At 40.5% G+C, this 19,795-nt stretch carries 21 protein-coding genes and 2 pseudogenes; 20 read left to right on the top strand and 3 right to left on the bottom strand.

The window, feature by feature from the left end; genetic code table 11:
* From HSISS3_RS12030 to HSISS3_RS09520, 9 genes and pseudogenes are all read left to right on the top strand, one after another.
* Positions 1 to 227: pseudogene (locus tag HSISS3_RS12030) on the top strand (hypothetical protein); the annotation flags it as partial.
* A 28-nt stretch (positions 228 to 255) separates the two neighbouring features.
* The gene (locus HSISS3_RS09555; protein WP_240472111.1) at positions 256 to 549 is read left to right on the top strand and encodes a DUF805 domain-containing protein; all 294 of its coding nucleotides are present in this window, start codon (positions 256 to 258) and stop codon (positions 547 to 549) included.
* 141 nt (positions 550 to 690) lie between these two features.
* The gene (locus HSISS3_RS09550) at positions 691 to 1,101 is read left to right on the top strand and encodes a Wzz/FepE/Etk N-terminal domain-containing protein (protein WP_008535526.1); all 411 of its coding nucleotides are present in this window, start codon (positions 691 to 693) and stop codon (positions 1,099 to 1,101) included.
* A gap of 10 nt (positions 1,102 to 1,111) precedes the next feature.
* Positions 1,112 to 2,140 (top strand): hypothetical protein, encoded by a 1,029-nt coding sequence (locus HSISS3_RS09545; protein ID WP_021152538.1) that lies wholly within the window; start codon positions 1,112 to 1,114, stop codon positions 2,138 to 2,140.
* Positions 2,141 to 2,254: 114 nt separating this feature from the next.
* Entirely contained in the window at positions 2,255 to 3,205 is a 951-nt protein-coding gene (gene rsmH / locus HSISS3_RS09540) for a 16S rRNA (cytosine(1402)-N(4))-methyltransferase RsmH (RefSeq protein ID WP_008535524.1), read from the top strand.
* A gap of 2 nt (positions 3,206 to 3,207) precedes the next feature.
* Positions 3,208 to 3,528, top strand: a complete 321-nt coding sequence (gene ftsL / locus HSISS3_RS09535; protein ID WP_008535523.1) for a cell division protein FtsL — start codon at positions 3,208 to 3,210, stop codon at positions 3,526 to 3,528.
* Positions 3,529 to 3,531: 3 nt separating this feature from the next.
* Positions 3,532 to 5,799, top strand: coding sequence for a penicillin-binding protein PBP2X (pbp2X, locus tag HSISS3_RS09530; protein ID WP_042767125.1), 2,268 nt, complete (start codon positions 3,532 to 3,534; stop codon positions 5,797 to 5,799).
* Between the two features lies 1 nt (position 5,800).
* Positions 5,801 to 6,823 carry a phospho-N-acetylmuramoyl-pentapeptide-transferase gene (gene mraY, locus HSISS3_RS09525; RefSeq protein WP_021152537.1) on the top strand — a complete coding sequence of 341 codons (1,023 nt, stop codon included), beginning with the start codon at positions 5,801 to 5,803 and terminating at the stop codon, positions 6,821 to 6,823.
* A 74-nt stretch (positions 6,824 to 6,897) separates the two neighbouring features.
* Entirely contained in the window at positions 6,898 to 8,241 is a 1,344-nt protein-coding gene (locus HSISS3_RS09520; protein ID WP_021152536.1) for a DEAD/DEAH box helicase, read from the top strand.
* Positions 8,242 to 8,473: 232 nt separating this feature from the next.
* Here the strand turns inward: HSISS3_RS09520 and HSISS3_RS12025 are convergent.
* The 3 genes and pseudogenes from HSISS3_RS12025 to HSISS3_RS09500 form a co-directional block, all read right to left on the bottom strand.
* Positions 8,474 to 9,255 (bottom strand): annotated as a pseudogene (locus HSISS3_RS12025) (XRE family transcriptional regulator); the annotation flags it as partial.
* A gap of 22 nt (positions 9,256 to 9,277) precedes the next feature.
* A complete protein-coding gene (gene cadX / locus HSISS3_RS09505; RefSeq protein ID WP_000711078.1) occupies positions 9,278 to 9,616 on the bottom strand; it encodes a Cd(II)/Zn(II)-sensing metalloregulatory transcriptional regulator CadX in 339 nt (112 codons plus the stop codon).
* A 10-nt stretch (positions 9,617 to 9,626) separates the two neighbouring features.
* Positions 9,627 to 10,241 carry a CadD family cadmium resistance transporter gene (locus HSISS3_RS09500; protein ID WP_021152534.1) on the bottom strand — a complete coding sequence of 205 codons (615 nt, stop codon included), beginning with the start codon at positions 10,239 to 10,241 and terminating at the stop codon, positions 9,627 to 9,629.
* A 28-nt stretch (positions 10,242 to 10,269) separates the two neighbouring features.
* Between HSISS3_RS09500 and HSISS3_RS12440 the strand changes: the two genes are divergently transcribed.
* The 11 genes from HSISS3_RS12440 (at position 10,270) to HSISS3_RS12020 (ending at position 19,655) form a co-directional block, all read left to right on the top strand.
* Positions 10,270 to 10,455: a FanG protein gene (locus HSISS3_RS12440; protein ID WP_081102576.1), complete on the top strand. Its 186-nt coding sequence runs from the start codon at positions 10,270 to 10,272 to the stop codon at positions 10,453 to 10,455.
* 250 nt (positions 10,456 to 10,705) lie between these two features.
* On the top strand, positions 10,706 to 10,936 hold the full coding sequence (locus tag HSISS3_RS09495; RefSeq protein WP_021152533.1) for a hypothetical protein: 231 nt from the start codon (positions 10,706 to 10,708) through the stop codon (positions 10,934 to 10,936).
* Positions 10,937 to 11,205: 269 nt separating this feature from the next.
* Positions 11,206 to 12,579 (top strand): bifunctional metallophosphatase/5'-nucleotidase, encoded by a 1,374-nt coding sequence (locus HSISS3_RS09485; protein ID WP_021146426.1) that lies wholly within the window; start codon positions 11,206 to 11,208, stop codon positions 12,577 to 12,579.
* 29 nt (positions 12,580 to 12,608) lie between these two features.
* Positions 12,609 to 13,337 (top strand): YutD family protein, encoded by a 729-nt coding sequence (locus HSISS3_RS09480; RefSeq protein WP_021152532.1) that lies wholly within the window; start codon positions 12,609 to 12,611, stop codon positions 13,335 to 13,337.
* A gap of 3 nt (positions 13,338 to 13,340) precedes the next feature.
* The gene (gene rlmN, locus HSISS3_RS09475) at positions 13,341 to 14,510 is read left to right on the top strand and encodes a 23S rRNA (adenine(2503)-C(2))-methyltransferase RlmN (protein ID WP_021146424.1); all 1,170 of its coding nucleotides are present in this window, start codon (positions 13,341 to 13,343) and stop codon (positions 14,508 to 14,510) included.
* Between the two features lies 1 nt (position 14,511).
* Complete coding sequence (locus HSISS3_RS09470; RefSeq protein WP_008535508.1) at positions 14,512 to 15,039, top strand: VanZ family protein; 528 nt, start codon at positions 14,512 to 14,514, stop codon at positions 15,037 to 15,039.
* A gap of 102 nt (positions 15,040 to 15,141) precedes the next feature.
* The gene (locus HSISS3_RS09465) at positions 15,142 to 15,588 is read left to right on the top strand and encodes a hypothetical protein (protein ID WP_042771997.1); all 447 of its coding nucleotides are present in this window, start codon (positions 15,142 to 15,144) and stop codon (positions 15,586 to 15,588) included.
* A gap of 49 nt (positions 15,589 to 15,637) precedes the next feature.
* Entirely contained in the window at positions 15,638 to 17,395 is a 1,758-nt protein-coding gene (locus HSISS3_RS09460; protein WP_021152530.1) for an ABC transporter ATP-binding protein, read from the top strand.
* Positions 17,388 to 19,133, top strand: a complete 1,746-nt coding sequence (locus HSISS3_RS09455; protein ID WP_021152529.1) for an ABC transporter ATP-binding protein — start codon at positions 17,388 to 17,390, stop codon at positions 19,131 to 19,133. The genes HSISS3_RS09460 and HSISS3_RS09455 overlap by 8 nt, the downstream gene beginning before the upstream one ends.
* A 159-nt stretch (positions 19,134 to 19,292) precedes the next feature.
* Entirely contained in the window at positions 19,293 to 19,472 is a 180-nt protein-coding gene (locus HSISS3_RS09450; protein WP_021152528.1) for a Blp family class II bacteriocin, read from the top strand.
* 15 nt (positions 19,473 to 19,487) lie between these two features.
* Entirely contained in the window at positions 19,488 to 19,655 is a 168-nt protein-coding gene (locus HSISS3_RS12020) for a hypothetical protein (protein WP_021152527.1), read from the top strand.
* Positions 19,656 to 19,795: the final 140 nt, after the last annotated feature.

The raw sequence follows: 19,795 nt of genomic DNA, 5'->3' as shown, positions 1-19,795 counted from the left end.
ATCCTAATGTGTCAAGTTTTGAAGAGATGAAAGAGGCTTACGAAAAGACCATTCACTATTACCTATATCATGATCCCCAAGAGAGATTCAATGGGAAAACACCAGCTCAAGTGAGAGCTGAAGCACAAGAAAATCCAGAACAAGCTCCATATTATCCAATTAAACAATCTAAAAAATATAGAGATTACTGGAAAACTATTGCCGATAAGAAAAACCAGACTGCTTAACCCAAAGCAACCTGGTTCCTCACATTTTATTTATTTCAATTGTCTACTTGACACGGTACGTATCATTGCAGGTGCGACAGAATCAAGCTTTTTAGCTGTTATTTCATTTATCATCCTATTTATCTTTTTTGCCTTTGGTATTGCTGCGCTTTTACCTGGTATTGCTGTAACAGTTCGCCGTTTACGTGATGCTGGCTATAATTGGGCATTTATTTTTATTCCTTTGATTCCATTTGTCGGTGGTATTATCTTCATTGTTCTACTATGCCAACCAACAAAAGTAGAAGTGCCATTTAGCAACTTCAATAACCCACAGCAATAATGCAAATCAACCAACTCTTTGAGTTGGTTTTTCTGATGCCAAAAAAGTTTTATGTTAATGTTGCACATTTTAATATTTCTGATATAATCTTATCTGAGACTAATCAATACTAAAATATAATTTAAGAAATGTGAATAACTTATGAAACTATTTCGTCACTTGAAAGAAAAACGTTACCTTATTTTGGCATTTACCCTACCAGCTCTTTTATTGGCTTTGGCTATTGTCTTTTTCCGTCCTACTCATCATCATGCCGAGGTAGGAGTGAGGGTCAGCACCAAACAGTCGTCATCAAAAGCTAAGGCTTCCTCTAAATCATCTAGCTCTAGCTCATCATCAGCATCAACGTCTAGCGAGTCATCAAGCTCTAGCACCGCATCCGTAGCAGCTAGTCAGGCACAGGCAGCCACAACGACTCCTTCTTCAGTCCAAGGGACTTACCAAGCGCCACAGTATAATTATGCTCCCCCAACAACTTATACCGAATCACAAAATGATGCTTCAACATCTACGATTTATAACGGGGATGTTAACTCTACTGTAGCCGAATAGAAAGATTATTATGAAAAAGAAATTATTGTTATTAGCAACTGGCTTATCTAGCCTAGCTCTATTGGCGGCTTGTTCAAATCAGTCTAATCATTTATCATCGACAAATTCATCCTCATCAGTAGAGCAGTCCCAATCAGATAGTAGCGAAAGCTCAAGTGAAGAGGAAAAAGTAGATACCTCTGCTTATGATGACATCATCAGCAAGTATCAAACAGCTGTGGCCAATAACCAAACGGATGCCTCACTTAATTTTCTCGTTGTGAACTATGCTAATTCTCAAACAAGTCCTGCCTCAACGGTCTATACTTACCGTGATTTGGATGGTAATGGTGTTGATGAGTTGATTCTTGCTTTTAAGCCAGGTAAACTCTTTAAAGACTATATGATTACGGATATCTACACCATTTCTAAGGATGATGGACAGGTTATTCGTCTGACTGATGGTTCGCAATTAGGCATGTTGGGTGAGCGTATGACCTTGACTTACCTCAAGGATAAGACGTTTAGCTACTATGGTAGTGCCGGTGCCACGGCAGGCGGTGGTTCAGGTTATCACTTTAATGATGATGGCCAGTCTCTTGTCAAAGACGATAGCGATACAGGTGCTGAAAAAGCAGATCTTTCTAGTTGGGATTGGGAGGACTTGAGTAGTGATGAAAGTAATAGTAGTTCTAAAACATCATTGGAAGATAAAACAAGCTCGACCTCACTTAAGGCTGATGAACTGAAAAATGGTAACTACAAGTCAGCTGTAGGCACGTGGAAGTCCTCAGATGGAAAGACCATCAAAATTACTTCGGACGGACAGTTGGATTTCTGGGGACATACTTACCCTATCGACAAAGTCTCAGCCAATCAGTATGTGTCTGGGATATATACTTTAACTTATGTTGATTCTAGTCCAGTAGGTAATACGCCAATTCAGCTATGTCCTAAGGGAGTTAGTGATGCGAGTGATGCGGGAGATAACAGTAAGGATCGTATCTTGGCGACGAATGGGGTGCCATCTGAGGAAAGCTATTTCTACAGAGTAGACTGATTTTGGATAACCAATCTATCATTCATCAAGCCAGGCCTTGGGTCTGGTTTTTTTGCTGTCCTAACAACTTTCAAGGCGAGACAATTTCTCTATTCTTGTGCTATAATAAAAGTTATGACTAATGAATTTCACCATGTAACCGTTCTTTTACACGAAACTGTTGATATGCTTGATATCAAGCCTGATGGCATCTATGTCGATGCGACTTTGGGTGGCGCAGGACATTCGTCCTATCTATTGTCACAATTGTCTGAAAAAGGGCATTTGTACTGTTTCGACCAAGACCAAAAGGCTATTGATAACGCCCAAGGACGTCTGAAAGACTATATTGACAAGGGAATGGTGACTTTCATTAAGGATAATTTCCGTAACCTCAGGTCTAACCTTGAAGCTCTGGGAGTGTCTGAAATTGATGGCATTCTCTACGATTTGGGTGTGTCTAGCCCACAGTTGGATGAGCGTGAGCGTGGTTTCTCCTATAAACAGGATGCCAAGCTGGATATGCGTATGAATGAGGAAGCTAGTTTAACGGCCTATGAGGTGGTTAATACTTATCCTTACAACGATTTGGTGCGTATTTTCTTCAAGTATGGTGAAGACAAGTTCTCTAAACAGATTGCACGTAAGATTGAGCAAGCACGTCAGGTCAAACCTATCGAGACGACGACGGAACTGGCGGAAATTATTAAATCTGCTAAGCCTGCCAAGGAACTAAAGAAAAAGGGCCATCCAGCCAAACAAATTTTCCAAGCCATCCGAATCGAAGTCAACGATGAGCTTGGTGCTGCGGATGAGTCTATTCAGGAGGCTTTGGACCTATTAGCTGTGGATGGTCGTATCTCGGTCATTACCTTCCATTCTTTGGAGGATCGTTTAACCAAACAGCTTTTTAAGGAAGCCAGTACGGTAGATGTGCCTAAAGGCTTACCCTTTATTCCCGAAGACCTCCAACCTAAGGTAGCATTAGTAAATCGCAAGCCTATCCTGCCTAGCCAGGAAGAATTAGAAGCAAACAACCGCTCGCATTCTGCTAAATTGCGTGTGGCTAAAAAAATCAGGAAATAACTATGGAAAATCAGGAACATCAGGTTGTTAATAGAGCCCTTAGAAACCATATTCGTTTTATGACACGTATGGAAAAGGCCTTCTATTCGGCAATTGTTTTGACAGCTGTTGTGATGAGTATCTCGGTTGTCTTTTTACAGGGACGTAATCAGGCCATCAAGCAACAAATCACAGACCTTAATAGCAAGATCAGTGATAAGAAGACAGAGCTTAACAATGCAAAACAGGCAGTGAATGAGTTGACTAACTCTGATCGTATCAAAGAGATTGCTAATAAAGCAGGCCTGTCTATTAATAACGATAGTATTAAGAGTGTGAAATAGCCAATGAACAGACTAAGAAAACTTAAACATTTATTTCTAAATTATGTCGTAAAGGATAGGCGAAAACCTGCCCAGAATCGACAGCATGTTGGTCAGAACCTTATGGTTCTTAGTATCTTTATCTTTTTCGTCTTCATTATCAACTTTGTGGTAATCATTGGGACAGATAGTAAGTTTGGTGTTGATTTGTCCACACAAGCTGCTAAGTCATATAACACTAAAACCACAGTGGCTGCCAAACGTGGGACGATTTACGACCGAAATGGAAATGTTTTGGCTGAAGATTCAACCAGTTACGCCATTTACGCTATTGTGTCAACCAGCTATGTCTCAGCAACGCAGGAGAAACTCTACGTTCAAGAAAGCCAGTTTGATAAGGTTGCCGATATTTTAAAGGACAAGCTAGGAATTAAGAAAAGCGATGCTCTAGCTCAATTGCGTACTAAAGGTGCCTATCAGGTTTCCTTTGGTCTAAAGGGTAAGGGTATCACCTACTCAGTTAAAGAGGAACTTGAAAAGGCTTTTAAGGATGCAGATATCAAGGGTATGGCTTTTGAAGCGACAACCTCACGTATGTATCCTAATGGAACCTTTGCTTCAGAGTTTCTTGGCCGTGCCGAAGCTGTTGAGAACAAAAAAGACGGTTCTTATTCATTGGTCGGTCAAACCGGTTTAGAGCGTTCGCTGAATAGCCTTTTGACAGGGAAAGACGGCGAAGCCATCTACGAAAAGGACAAGGACGGTAATACTCTTCTTGGAACGGAAACTGTTACCAAGGAAGCTATTGATGGTAAGAACATCTATACGACCTTATCAGCGCCTCTTCAAACCTTCTTGGAAACGCAGATGGATACCTTTATGGAGGAAACCCAAGGGGTTAATGCTTCAGCGACAGTTGTCAATGCAAAAACAGGTGAAATTCTTGCGACGACACAACGTCCTACCTATAACTCTGATACCCTCGAAGGACAAGCCAAGAAAAGTTATGACTGGGTTAACCGACTTTATGAGGCCCAATATGAACCAGGGTCAACCATGAAGGTGATGCTCTTGTCATCGGCTATCAATAACGGAAGTTTTAATCCTAATGCGACCTATAGCAATGCTAATGGTATCAAGGTTGATGATGTTGAAATCAATGACTGGTCTATTAATGAAGGTATCTCGTCAGGTCGAACCATGTCATTTGCCCAAGGCTTCTCTTATTCAAGTAACGTTGGGATGACCATGTTGGAACAAGAGATGGGAGACAAGGTTTGGTCAAACTACCTATCACTCTATAAGTTTGGACTTCCAACTCGTTTTGGGATGGTAGGTGAATCTTCAGGGGTTGTCTCTAGAAACTCTGTGAATATTGCTCAATCATCCTTTGGACAAGGGATTTCAGTGACTCAGGTTCAGATGCTTCGTGCTTTTTCAGCCATCTCTAACAATGGTGTTATGTTGGAACCTCAATTTATCAAACAAGTTGCGGATGTCAACCAAGGCACTGTTCGTACGGCTAAGAAAGAAGTTATTGGTAAGCCAGTTTCCAAGCAGGCTGCTTCTGAGACCCGTAATTATATGATTTCTGTTGGTACAGACCCAGAGTTTGGTACCCTGTACAACAAGTCTGAAGGTTCGCCAATCATTAAGGTTGGTAACTATGATGTTGCGGTTAAGTCAGGAACAGCCCAAGTGGCTGATGAAAAGACAGGAACCTATAAAGTTGGGACCAACGAAACGCTCAACTCAGTTGTAGCTATGGTTCCTTCTGATGATCCACAATATGTCATGTATGTAACGGTTCAGGAACCTAAGACCTGGGATAATAATTTTTATGCGACGGTGGTTAACCCTGTCCTAGAAGAAGCCATGTCCATGGGTGATACGCTTGATAGCTCTGTTTCTGAAGGTAGTGGAAAGACCGATGAAACGAGCTATCAAACGGGTGACATTATTGGAAAACGCCCAGGTGAGACGGCCAATACCCTTCGCCAAAACTTGACTCATCCCATTATTCTGGGTGTTGGTGATAAGATTGAAAAGGTTTCTGTAGGTGCGAAAGAAAATATTAAAGCTAATCAGCAAATCCTAATCATGACCAACGATTTCACCGAACTTCCAGACATGTATGGATGGACCAAGGATAATGTTGAAACTTTTGCTAAATGGAAAGGTATTAAGATTACATACAAGGGTGGCAAGTCAGGAACTGTTACCAAACAAAGCGTTGCGGCAGGAAAAGCCCTGTCTAAAACTAAGAAGATTACCATTACTTTAGGAGATTAAGATGACTATGAGTCTGATAGCGGGCGTGATTGCCTTTGTGTTAACGGTACTAGCCATGCCTCACTTTATTACTTATTACAAGATCAAAAAAATTGGTGGCCAACAGATGCACGAAGATGTGAAACAGCACTTGGCCAAGGCTGGAACACCAACCATGGGAGGAACTGTCTTCCTTGTAGTTGCGATTTTGGTTAGTTTGATTTTTAATTTCCATGTCTTTAGTAAGGGACACCAAGCCTATGGTGCCCCAGTAGGGATACTCTTTGTACTCTTGATTTATGGTATCATTGGATTTCTGGATGACTTCCTTAAGATTTTCCATCAAATCAATGAGGGGCTTAAACCTTGGCAAAAGATGGCCTTGCAAATTATTGCTGGTTTGCTTTTCTACTTTATTCATGTCCTTCCAAGTGGTACAGATAGCCTAGCTATTGGTGGTTTGACCATTCATTTAGGTGTTTTCTATATCATCTTTGTCCTCTTCTGGATTGTTGGTTTTTCAAATGCGGTCAACTTGACAGATGGTATTGATGGTTTGGCTTCTATCTCTGTGGTAATCAGCTTGATTGCCTATGGGATTATCGCTTTTGTTAAGGGTGAGTTCGCTATTTTAACAATCATCATCACTATGATTGGGGCCCTTCTTGGTTTCTTTGTCTTTAACCACAAGCCAGCCAAGGTCTTCATGGGAGATGTCGGTTCCTTGTCACTTGGTGCCATGCTTGCCGTTATCTCTATCGCCCTACGTGTAGAGTGGACATTGCTTTTGATTGGTTTGGTTTATGTCTTTGAGACAGCTTCTGTCATGTTGCAGGTCAGCTATTTCAAATACACTAAGCGTAAGTATGGTGAAGGTCGTCGTATTTTCCGTATGACACCATTCCACCATCATCTCGAATTGGGTGGTCTCTCAGGTAATGGAGAGAAATGGTCAGAATGGAAGGTTGATGCTTTCCTTTGGACTATTGGAGCTCTTGCAAGTGCCCTTACCCTTTGGATGGTTCTCGGGAACGTGATGAAATAAACGAAAAAGAGCAGAAATGCTCTTTTTCTGTTATAATGATAAGGATAGACTAGATAGAAAAGAAGTAAGTAAAGATGTCATTTAAAGATTTTAATTTTAAAACATTTATTCAGGAGGCCCTTGACGAGATTAAGTTTAAGGAGCCAACGCCTGTTCAGCAGAAATTGATTCCCGTAGTCCGTTCAGGTCGTGATTTGGTGGGTGAATCAAAGACGGGGTCAGGGAAGACTCATACCTTCCTCTTGCCAATTTTTGAAAAGCTCAGCCCAGAGAGTGGGGATGTGCAAGTAGTGATTACTGCGCCGTCACGTGAATTGGCAACACAAATTTACCAGGCGACAAAACAGATTGCCAAACACTCTGCGACAGAAATTCGTGTTGTTAATTACGTGGGTGGTACGGACAAGCAACGTCAGATTGAGAAACTTAAGGTAGCCCAACCTCATATCGTTATTGGGACACCTGGGCGTATCTATGACCTCATTAAGTCTGGTGACTTGGCAATTCATAAGGCCCATACCTTTGTTGTTGACGAAGCTGACATGACTATGGACATGGGGTTCTTGGATACTGTAGATAAGATTGCGGCAAGCCTACCTAAGGAAGTTCAAATCTTGGTCTTTTCTGCGACGATTCCCCAAAAATTACAACCGTTCTTGAAGAAATACTTGACTAATCCTGTCATGGAACAAATCAAGACTTCAACGGTGATTGCGGATACCATTGATAATTGGTTGGTATCTACTAAGGGACGTAATAAGAATGAACAGATTCTTGAGATGCTTAAGGGTATGCAGCCATATCTGGCAATGATTTTCGTCAATACCAAGGAACGTGCGGATGACTTACACAGTTATTTGGTGTCAAATGGTCTTAAGGTTGCCAAAATTCATGGAGGTATTCCACCACGTGAACGTAAGCGTATCATGAATCAAGTCAAGAAGCTTGATTTTGAGTATATTGTAGCAACTGACCTTGCAGCGCGTGGGATTGATATTGAAGGGGTTAGCCATGTTATCAATGACGCCATCCCTCAAGATTTGTCCTTCTTTGTTCACCGTGTGGGACGTACAGGACGTAATGGTTTGTCAGGAACAGCCATCACCCTCTATCAACCAAGTGACGATTCCGATATTCGTGAGCTTGAAAAGATGGGTATCACCTTTAATCCTAAGGTTTATAAGGATGGTGAGTTTCAAGATACCTATGACCGTGACCGTCGTGCCAACCGTGAAAAAGCCTATCAAAAACTTGATACAGAAATGATTGGTCTGGTTAAGAAGAAAAAGAAAAAAATCAAGCCTGGCTACAAGAAGAAAATTCAGTGGAAGGTTGACGAGAAACGCAAACGTGAACGCCGTGCGGCCAACCGTGCTAAGGGCCGTGCTGAGCGTAAAGCTAAGAAGCAAAGTTTCTAAGTTTGGCTTTTAGGTAACAGTAAATTTTGATTGCAAAAAATTCAAGAGGTTGAAACTATAAGGTTTCAGCTTTTTTGATTATTATCTAACTTTTGAGAAAGTCTCCATATATGCTCGCAATATAATTAAGGATAACTTATGGGCTGAAAATGTGAAGGATAAAAAGTTTTCTACTATTTACTACAAAAAATCCAACAAAATGATACAAAAGAAAGTTGATTTTGATAATTTAAGCTAAACTGAATCTGATATTGAATAGTGGATTTTCTTTGAGTTTTTTTATTAGATTAGGGATAATTTCTGTCGAAACATTATCATACCACCATTTATTGATGAGGGGATCAATGTTTTCTTGCCTAAATGTTGAGGGTATGCCATTTCCGTCTGATTCAATTAGTATACCACAGACATTAACTTCAAATGATTTAATTAAATTATCCCCTAACATCAACCAAAGAATATCAAACATTTCTTCAAAATCAATGACAGTCAATTCATTGATGGTACTGGTTCTAAAACTTCTAGCGAGGTTATAACTTTTTTCACCAACAGTAATGTCAATGTCGTCTTTTTTGTGAAAAGTATCCATTTCAGTTTCATCAGAAGCCAAAACATTTTTCTTTGAATATTGAAATTTGCGAATGTCTTGGAAAGTCCAAGACATTTAGATTGTATTGAATTAAGTCATCATCCGACAAAGAATTCATTCTTTTATCTACAGTTTCCAAATCTCTAAATAAAATAGAGCTGAAGCAGTGGTAAAACATATTTTCAACAAACTTGGCAATATCTCCAAAAATAATTTCTTTATAGTCTAAGTCGGTTTGAGTATTCAAATAAAGCAATATTGAAGCGGTAACTTGTCGCTTTCCCTTTTCAACTTGGCTAACTTGACCTGCATTACCTAAGTCACTTTGCTTTAAATTATACTTTTTCTTAAACATTTGATACGAGTAGGTATTTCTTGTGAGTAATTTTCATCAAAAATTTCATAGATAAGCCTCCTATAATCATGGAAAAGTAGTAAAAATAGTTGTTATCCTAGTTGATTAAAAAAATCTCTGATTTCCTCATCTTTTATAAAATAATATATAATTTTCCCCTCTCTTCTAGTGTCCAAGATGTTTTGATTGGCTAGTTTACGAAGATGGTGGGAGGCAGATGCCATACTGAGATTTAATAAACAGGCTATATCGCAGACACAGAGTTCTTCGACGGCAAGGAGATAAAAGATGATATTTATCTGTTTATTATCGGTAAATTTTGATAAAATGCGAAGTGATTTTTGGACTTTTTCCTTTTCAAGGTAGTTCGTTGCGGTTGTAACATTTTGTTGATTTATAACATCCACTTGACAGATACTATCTTTTTTCATAATTTTTCTCCTAGCCTAACATAGTCCATAGCATGTCAAAAATGTTATTTTCAATCAGGATATACATCCCCAATCCTAAATAGACAACGGCAATAAACCATCTGCTATATTTTTCCAAAGTTTCTCCAACAGAAGGGACTTGTGCTAATTTTTGGGCAGAAAAAACCAAGAGATAAATCATGACTAGAAAGGTAAGTAAAGTCACTATCAAATTCGCTAAATTTAAGGTAATAAAATATGGGACAAAAACACCAATATTGTCAGCACCACAACTTGCAAAAGTAATCATAGCGACTAGAAAAATCAGGTTTTTATTGTCTTTGCGCAAACCATCTTTTGCAATAGCTTCTCCATCAGAATCTCCTAAAAACAAAACTTTGAGGCCTAGGAAAATTGGAATCAAACCGAGTAAACCTAAAATCTCTTTACTAGGAATATAATTTAAGACAAATGCAAAAAGCAAACTTAGGAATATTAGACTAACAGAGCCTAGAAATTGTCCTAAATAGATGTTAATAATGTCTTTTCTGCTTTTTCTTTTGGCAAAAAATAACATTAGGATAATAAGTAAGTCTACGGCTGTCCCAGAATACAGGATTATTGAAGTAACAATATTTTGAATCATAAAACACCTCATTCAAATATATTTTTGAATGTATTCTAACATTAAACTTTGTAGATGTCAACTTCAACTCCACCAAAATATAGATAAGAAGTTAGTGTACCAAATATTAAAAAGCCCTGCCATCGAAATGATAGCAAGGCTTAACTTCAATATCCAAATGATATATTTATCTAAAAAAGGTAGAGTAAAAGGTAGAGTTTTTATTGATTTGTAGTGCGATATAATGAGTTTCAAAAAATCAAAAATCGCTTAAAATTAATATTTTGATGTCTATTGGTGTGTACTGAAACCCTTACTTAACCTCAGTAAAAATAAAATAAATTGTAATTCCAAAGCTGAATCCACCCCCCAACAAAAAAGTAGTGACATTGATGTCACTATTTTTTTGTTGGCTTCTGACTTATAATCAAGTCAAAGCTTGAAATAAAGAGCTATGATTTGATTTTTTTGAGGAGGTTGCTTTAATGACAATACAAACTATTGATAAGATTGACATGCTTGATTTCAAAGATCTTTCTACCATTGTGGGTGGAGCATGTAGTTTTTGGGGAGCTACAGCTGCTGTAGGTGTCGGGGCTGTTGGAGGAGCCGTTAAAGGTGGTATTCAAACAGGTACTTGGCAAGGTGCAGCCTTAAAGGGTATTGGTTATGGTATTAAAGGTGGGATTACTTATGGGCTTACTTGTCGTTATTAGGCGATTACTGAGTCAATTTTTTGGCCAAATAGTACTTGCGCTCCTGATTTATGGGCTTATATTCCTTGCTTGGCAACACTTTAGAGGAGGTGTTTTCTCAATTGTGTGCATCTATGTCAGTATATCCCTGGCAGATGACGTTTATCATCTCGCAGAAGAATATTTAAAAAAGAAAGTTAACTAGGAATACCTTCCTGTTTGAAAAATAGTTAAAGGCTTGGCAGATTGAATGTCAAGTTTTTTATGGTAAAAGTGCTAAAATAGAAGTCATGAAAGACACGATTCGAATTCTCCATATTAACGATTTACATTCTCATTTCGAACAGTATCCACAACTCAAGCGAGCTGTGGATGATTTGAGTCAGACGGATAGAGAGCTGATTAAGGTAGATCTTGGGGACAATGTGGATAAGTCCCACCCCTTATCCGATGCGACAGCTGGGCGTTTTAATGTCGCCCTGATGAATGAGTTGGGAATAGATTATGCGACTATTGGAAATAATGAAGGGATTGGACTGGCTAAGGCTGAGCTAGACTGTCTTTATGAGCAGGCTAATTTTCAGCCTATCATAGGAAATCTCAAGGACAAGGGCCGACAGCCTGACTGGGCTAAGCCTTATTTGATTTATCAAACTAAAGCGGGAACAAAGATTGCTTTTCTAGCTTATACGTTTCCATATTATGTCACCTATGCTCCAAATGGTTGGGAGGTTTTGAATCCGCTTACGCAGTTAGAGGAGGATTTGGCTCGTCCTGAGGTTCAGGATGCAGACCTAGTCGTGCTGCTTAGTCATTTAGGAATACGCTATGATGAGCAGATTGCAGAGACTTACCCTCAGGTGAATCTTATTATCGGGAGCCATACCCACCACCTGTTTGAAGAGGGTAAATTGATTAATGAGACTTATTTGGCGGCTGCAGATAGGTATGGTTATTATATCGGCTGCATTGACTTGACTGTGGAAGACGGGCAATTAAGGGAGTGTCAGATTGTAGCTATTCCTACCAAAACCTATCTTTTAGATTTGGACAAGGAAGACCAAGTCTTTATTCAGGCCATGCGAGAGGAAGGCTATCGTCGATTAGCTCAGGAAAAGGTGGCCGATTTAGGTCGAAAATTGAGTTTTGATGAGACTTGTCAGGTGGTGCTAGAAGCTGTTTGTCAAGAGACAGATAGTCAGTTAACGGTTTTAAATACTGGACTCATCATGAAAACACTAGGTCCTCAAGTGACCATGGCAGACCTACAAGAAGCCCTGCCCCATCAAATGCGAATGGCCCGTCTGGTAGTGACCGGCCAAGAGCTCAAAGAAATTTGTCAAGAAGTTTTCACCAAGGCAGAACTCCTCAGAAATCAAACCATTAAAGGCATGGGCTTCCGTGGAAAAACATTTGGTCAGGTAATCACAGGGAATTTTGCTTACAAAAACGGTAATTTATTGTATAATGGTAGGGTTGTAGATTCTCATGAAAAGTTTAGTTTGGTCCTTGTGGATCAGTACTACTATGCTGCTTATTTCCCTACCATCAAGGAAAAGGATGCGACTCTTCTTTTTCCAGACCTGTTAAGGGAACTTGTGGCCAAATATTTGAGAAAAAATGGTGCCAATTGGGATAAGAGCATTATCACAGCATCAAGATAGAAAATAAGAGTCAGCAGAAAGGATGGCACATGCGTAAAGAAATCTTGCCAGAAATGTTTAATTATAATAAATATCCAGGGCCAGACTTTGTGTATGTGGCCGACCTTCTGAAATCAGATGCCTGTCAGTTTACGGTTCTTGAAAATCATAAGGATGCCTTAGACGCGACCCGTTTTGGGCAACGTTTTTCTGAAATCATGCTCAAGTATGATTATATTGTTGGAGATTGGTCAAATGATCAGCTTCGCCTTAAGGGATTTTACGAGGACGAACGCCCAAATACTCGAAAGACGGAGCGTATTAGCCGTTTGTCAGAGTATTTGCGTGAGTACTGTGCCTTTGGTTGTGCCTATTTTATTTTGAAAAATGAAGAACCACAGCTAATTGTCTTTGAAGAGGAAAATGAGCCTCGACGCAAGCGTCGTCGTTCGAATAGTCGTCGCAACTCTTCTCAAGAAGCTAGAGAGAAAGATCGTAATGCTTCGCAAAAGAATAAAGGACAGAAGGCTTCTGGCAAGCAAAAGTCGGATAAGCCCAAACGAAGAGACAGGGATCAAGAGGGGCCAAGCTTTGAGAAAATCAAGCGACGTCCTAAGTTTAAATCAAGACCAGAGGATGGCGGCCGTGAGCGCAAGTCAAACTTCAAGAAAAGTCAGAAGCAGGCCTCAAAGTCTAAAATCCCCAATAACGTATCGAAGAAACCAAGCAAGACCAAGTCAGATGGTCATCATTTTACAATCAGAAAAAAAGGAAATTAAAGGATGTCAGAAGTAACAAGACAAGCAAAGCCAGAACGTCGTAAACGCCAGAAGTTGGAAGATATGGAAGGTTACAAACCATCTATCTATGGTTTTACTCGTGAGGAGTTGATTGACTGGGCTATGGAACATGGTGAAAAGAAATTCCGTGCCACTCAAATTTGGGATTGGCTCTACAAGAAGCGTGTGCAGTCTTTTGAAGAAATGACCAACATTTCTAAGGACTTCATTGCTAAATTGAATGAGAATTTCTGCGTAAACCCATTGAAACAACGTATCGTCCAAGAATCTAAAGATGGTACCGTTAAGTATCTCTTTGAATTGCCGGACGGTATGTTGATTGAGACCGTTTTGATGCGTCAACACTATGGTTTGTCTGTCTGTGTGACAACTCAGGTTGGCTGTAACATTGGTTGTACTTTCTGTGCCAGTGGTTTGATTAAGAAACAACGTGACTTGACTGCTGGTGAGATTGTTGCCCAAATCATGTTGGTACAAAAATACTTTGATGACCGTGGCGATGGTGAACGTGTCAGCCACGTGGTTGTTATGGGTATCGGTGAGCCATTTGATAACTATGACAATGTGCTTCGCTTCTTGCGTACTATTAACAATGACAATGGTCTTGCTATTGGAGCTCGCCACATTACCGTGTCAACATCTGGTTTGGCACCAAAAATCAAGGAATTTGCCAAGGAAGGAGTTCAAGTGAACCTTGCGGTATCACTTCACGCGCCAAACAATGACCTTCGTTCAAGCATCATGCGCATTAACCGCTCATTCCCACTTGAAAAACTCTTTGAAGCGATTGAGTATTACATCCAGACAACCAACCGTCGTGTTACTTTTGAGTACATCATGCTTAATGAGGTCAATGACCACCCTGAAAATGCTCAAGAGTTGGCTGATTTGACTAAGAAAATCCGTAAGTTGTCATACATCAACTTGATTCCATATAACCCAGTATCAGAGCACGACCAATATAGTCGTTCAACCAAGGAACGTGTGGCAGCCTTCTACGATGTGCTTAAGAAAAATGGGGTTAACTGCGTGGTTCGTCAAGAGCACGGTACAGATATCGATGCTGCTTGTGGACAATTGCGTTCAAACACCATGAAACGTGACCGTCAAAAGGCTGTGGCAGAAGCTTCTGGTAAATCAGAAGGTAAGTAAGATGTTTCAGCTTAAGACTTGGGTAGATAAGGATGGAGAACTAACACCAAAAGGAAGACAGGTAAGCCGAATGTTGGTTTGTGCCTATCTCCTTTGTTTAGTGTTCCTATGTTGGACACCCCAGTATGGGCTAGTTGAAGGTGTTGAAACTCCTGGTATTCAACATTTTGGTCGTGTAGTGGTGCTCTTGACACCTTTCAACAGTCTGACTAATTTTAATCAATTGGATAGTCTTAAGGAAATTGTCTTTGTCCTTGGGCAAAATGTGACCAATATTTTCTTGCTGAGTCCGCTGATTTTAGGGCTCCTAGCCTTGCACCCAAGATTTAGGTCTTGGCAAAAGGTCCTTGTAGCGACGCTTGCTATGTCTTTGACGATTGAGGTCGGACAAGTCATTCTTGACCTTCTCATTGATGCTAATCGTGTCTTTGAGCTAGATGATTTATGGACCAATACTTTGGGAGGTTTGGTGGCACTAGGTGTCTACCGCCTCCTTGTAAAACTGATTCAAATGCATTTTAAAGAGTAAAAAACCTGGGAGCTTACGCGTCTCAGGTTTCGCTTATTTTCTATCATACAAATACGACACATTCAAAAGAGGGAAAAATGAATAAACACTTTTGGAGAAACAATGAAACACTTAATGATGACACTAGTCACCGTATTAACGCTAGGAGCAACGATGCCAACGGTTAAAGCAGATGCTTATCAAAGCGGACGTGATTCCGATATTATGCGAGAAAGAGGGCAGGTTTGGAATTTTCCTGAGATAAAGAGAGAGCGTCAGGTTGCTAATTATAACACCGATGGTCGCTATCTCAGTGAGGCAACCAACTTTGAATTGTACAATTTCGTCAGAGAATATAAGACGTCTGATGACATCAGACGCATTTGGAGCCCTAAGAAGGATGAGTCAGTCATTCATGACAAGGAAAGATACTCTATGGATGGTGGGCATAAGGTCTATAATTTTGATTCCTTTGCCTATCAATTGCCAGAGTCTACTGACTTTGGGAAACTGACTTATATTGGCTATTTTGAGCTAGAAGATGGGACAATCTACCGTTATTGGAAGTAAGCTGTCGTTAGACTAATAATCACCCATTTGTAAAGATAGGAGGAGTAATTTGTTTTTTAAGCAATCAATCATTGCAAAACTTTGGTGGTTTTTCAAGTTAGAAAAACGCCGGTATATTGTCGGGATTTTGGCACTGAGTCTGGTTTCGGTTCTCAATCTGATTCCTCCTATGGTTATGGGGCGGGTCATCGATGCTATTACATCGGGAAAATTGACCAATCAGATTTTGCTTTTGAATCTTGTGTATTTGCTTTTGGCAGCTTTGGGAATGTACTATTTGCGCTATGTTTGGCGGATGTATATCTTGGCGACCTCTTATCGCTTGGGTCAGATTATGAGGTCACGCCTTTTTGAGCATTTTACCAAGATGTCGCCTTCTTTTTACCAAAAGTACCGAACTGGTGACCTTATGGCTCATGCAACCAATGATATTAACTCTTTAACCCGTTTGGCTGGTGGGGGTGTCATGTCAGCCGTGGATGCGTCTATCACAGCCTTGGTAACCTTAATCACCATGTTTTTCAGCATTTCCTGGCAGATGACCCTGGTGGCTGTCTTACCCCTCCCCTTCATGGCTTTTGCGACCAGTCGTTTGGGACGTAAGACCCATAAAGCTTTTGGAGAATCCCAGGCAGCCTTTTCAGAACTAAATAATAAGGTCCAAGAATCGGTGTCAGGTATCAAGGTAACCAAGTCTTTTGGCTATCAGGAGGCTGAGCTTCAGTCCTTCCAAGAGACCAATAAGATGACTTTTAAAAAGAATATGCATACCATGAAGTATGACAGCCTTTTTGATCCCTTAGTCTTGCTCTTTGTTGGCTCATCTTATGTTTTGACCCTCCTTGTCGGGGCCTTTATGATTCAGGCTGGTCAGATAACAGTCGGCAATTTGGTAACTTTCATTACCTATTTGGACATGCTGGTTTGGCCCCTGATGGCTATTGGCTTCCTCTTTAATATCACACAGAGGGGAAATGTGTCCTACCAACGTATTGAAAATCTTCTGGAACAGGAATCAGATGTTCAAGATCCTGCGCATCCTCTTCCAAACATTGAAAATGGCCGTTTAGAATATGCGATTGACCACTTTGCTTTTGAGGGTGAGGATACTTTGCTAGATATTCATTTCATCTTGGACAAGGGTCAAACCCTTGGTTTGGTTGGACAGACTGGCTCAGGGAAGACGGCTCTTGTCAAGTTGCTCTTGCGAGAGCACGATGTCAATCAAGGAGCCATCTATTTGAATGGTCATGACATCCGAGACTATCGCCTATCAGACTTGCGTAGCTTGATGGGTTATGTTCCTCAAGACCAGTTTCTCTTTGCTAGTTCTATTTTAGACAATATCCGTTTTGGTAATCCTGACCTCGCCATTGACAAGGTGGAAGAAGCGACTAAGTTGGCTCAAGTTTATGATGATATCAAGGATATGCCTGAGGGATTTGAAACGATTATTGGTGAAAAGGGTGTCAGCTTATCAGGCGGTCAAAAACAACGTTTGGCTATGAGCCGAGCCATGATTTTGAATCCAGACATTTTGATTTTGGACGACTCCCTATCTGCGGTTGATGCCAAGACAGAACATGCTATTATTGACAATCTCAAGCATACCCGCAAGGACAAGACGACGATTATTACCGCCCATCGTCTGAGTGCGGTTGTGCACGCTGACCTCATCCTAGTCATGCAGGATGGTCGCATCATTGAACGTGGCCGTCATGAGGACTTGCTAGCCCAGGGCGGTTGGTATGCCAAGACCTATGAGTCTCAACAGTTAGAAATGGAAGGAGGAGAAGTCGATGCCTAATCAAAACCAATGGTCTGTGTTTAAGCGTCTCTTGACTTATCTCAAGCCTTACAAATTCTTGACCTTTCTAGCTTTGACCTTCCTCTTGTCCACAACGGTTATCAAGAGTATCATTCCCCTTGTGGCCTCTTATTTTATCGACCACTATCTTCATGATATGAATCAGGCGGCAAGCTTGATTCTGATTGGGTACTATGGTCTTTATCTCTTGCAGACGCTAGTCCAGTATTTGGGAAATCTCTTTTTTGCGCGTGTGTCCTACAGTATTGTCAGGGATATTCGCCGAGATGCCTTTGCTAATATGGAGAAACTGGGTATGTCCTACTTTGACAAAACTCCAGCAGGCTCTATCGTTTCTCGCTTAACCAATGATACAGAGACTATTAGTGAGATGTTCTCAGGGATTCTGTCTAGCTTTATTTCGGCTATCTTTATCTTTGTTACTACCCTTTATACCATGATGATGTTGGACATTCGTCTGACTGGGCTTATTGTGCTCTTTCTTCCTCTGATTGTCCTTTTGGTTAACCTTTACCGCAAAAAATCAGTGGTTATCATTGAAAAGACCAGAGCCTTACTTTCAGATATAAATGCCAAACTGTCAGAGAGTATCGAAGGGATTCGCATCATTCAGGCCTTTAATCAAGAGAAACGCCTCAAAAAAGAGTTTGATGCTATTAATGAGGAACACCTGATTTATGCTAGCCGTTCCATGTCACTAGATTCTCTCTTTCTACGCCCAGCCATGAGCTTACTGAAGCTCCTGGGCTATGCTGTTCTCATGGCCTACTTTGGCTACCGAGGTATCTATCTGGGCATCACAGCAGGGACCATGTATGCCTTTATCCAGTACATTAACCGCCTCTTTGATCCCTTAATTGAAGTGACACAAAACTTCTCAACTTTGCAAACTTCTATGGTCTCAGCCGGTCGGGTCTTTGCCTTGATTGACGAGCGCACCTATGAGCCTGAGCAGAGAGACACAGATGCCAAGGTTACCGAGGGGAACATTCGTTTTGAAAATGTTTCCTTCTCCTATGATGGTAAACACCAGATTTTAGATAACATATCCTTCTCTGTCAATAAAGGTGAGACCATCGCCTTTGTCGGTTCTACAGGTTCCGGAAAATCCTCTATTATCAACGTGTTTATGCGTTTCTATGAGTTCCAATCAGGGCGAGTTCTTCTTGACGGTGTGGATATTCGCGATTATAGTCAGGCAGAGCTGCGTAAGAACATTGGTCTCGTCCTTCAGGAACCCTTTCTCTATCATGGTACAGTCAAATCCAATATTGCCATGTATCAGGATTTAACTGATGAAGAGATTAAAGCAGCCGCTGAGTTTGTGGATGCCAATCACTTTATCGACAAACTTCCAGAAGGCTATGATGCTCCAGTTTCTGAACGAGGTTCAAGTTTTTCAACTGGCCAACGCCAGCTTCTAGCCTTTGCTAGGACCGTTGCTAGCCAACCTAAGATTTTGATTCTGGATGAAGCGACAGCCAATATTGATTCGGAGACAGAGGCTATTGTCCAAAATTCTCTAGCAAAAATGCGTCAAGGTCGCACCACTATTGCCATTGCCCACCGCCTATCGACGATCCAAGATGCCAACTGCATCTATGTCTTAGACAAGGGTCGCATCATCGAACACGGTAGCCATGAGGAACTCCTAGCCCTCGGCGGTACCTACCACAAGATGTACAGCCTACAAGCAGGTGCAATGGAAGGAGAGTAAGATAGTTTAGAGCATAGATTCTATATTCGAAAAGATTTCTTAAAAATCAAAATCGAGTGGTGACATTTATGTCACTACTTTTTTGTTGGCCTACAACCTATAATAAAACCATAGCTTGAGAGAAAAAGCTAAAAAATAATATTTTAGGAGGTTGTTAGAATGACAACACAAACAATGAACAATTTTGAAACACTCGATCTCGAGACACTTGCAAACGTTGAAGGTGGCGGATGGGTTAAGTGTTATGCCGGCACAATTGGCTCTGCTCTAGTAGGATCAGCAGGAGGCCCAGTAGGTTACTGGGGAGGAGCTTTAGTTGGCTATGCTACATTCTGCTAATATTTAGGTGACTCTATGCTTAAAGATAAAAAAATGTATTTACTAGCAATTTTCCTTTTAGGATTTGGCATTGCTAACCTTTTTAGAAATTTAGATTTTGTTCATCATGTCATTAATTTGGTAGGGTTAACATTAATCACTTTTAGTTTGATTTTTAGTAAATGGGAGCGACTCAAAAAATAGAAGTATTCGAAATATAGAGTTCCTAAAAATCAAAATCGAGTAGTGACATTTATGTCACTACTTTTTTGTTGGCTTGCAACTTATAATAAAATCCTAGCTTGAAAGAAAAAAGCTAAAAAATAGTTTAGGAGGTTGTTGCT

The sequence above is a fragment of the Streptococcus sp. HSISS3 genome (assembly GCF_000448605.1).
Taxonomy (GTDB): domain Bacteria; phylum Bacillota; class Bacilli; order Lactobacillales; family Streptococcaceae; genus Streptococcus; species Streptococcus raffinosi.
Note: the sequence above shows the minus strand (reverse complement) of the source record. Positions and strands in the feature narration are given on the sequence as shown.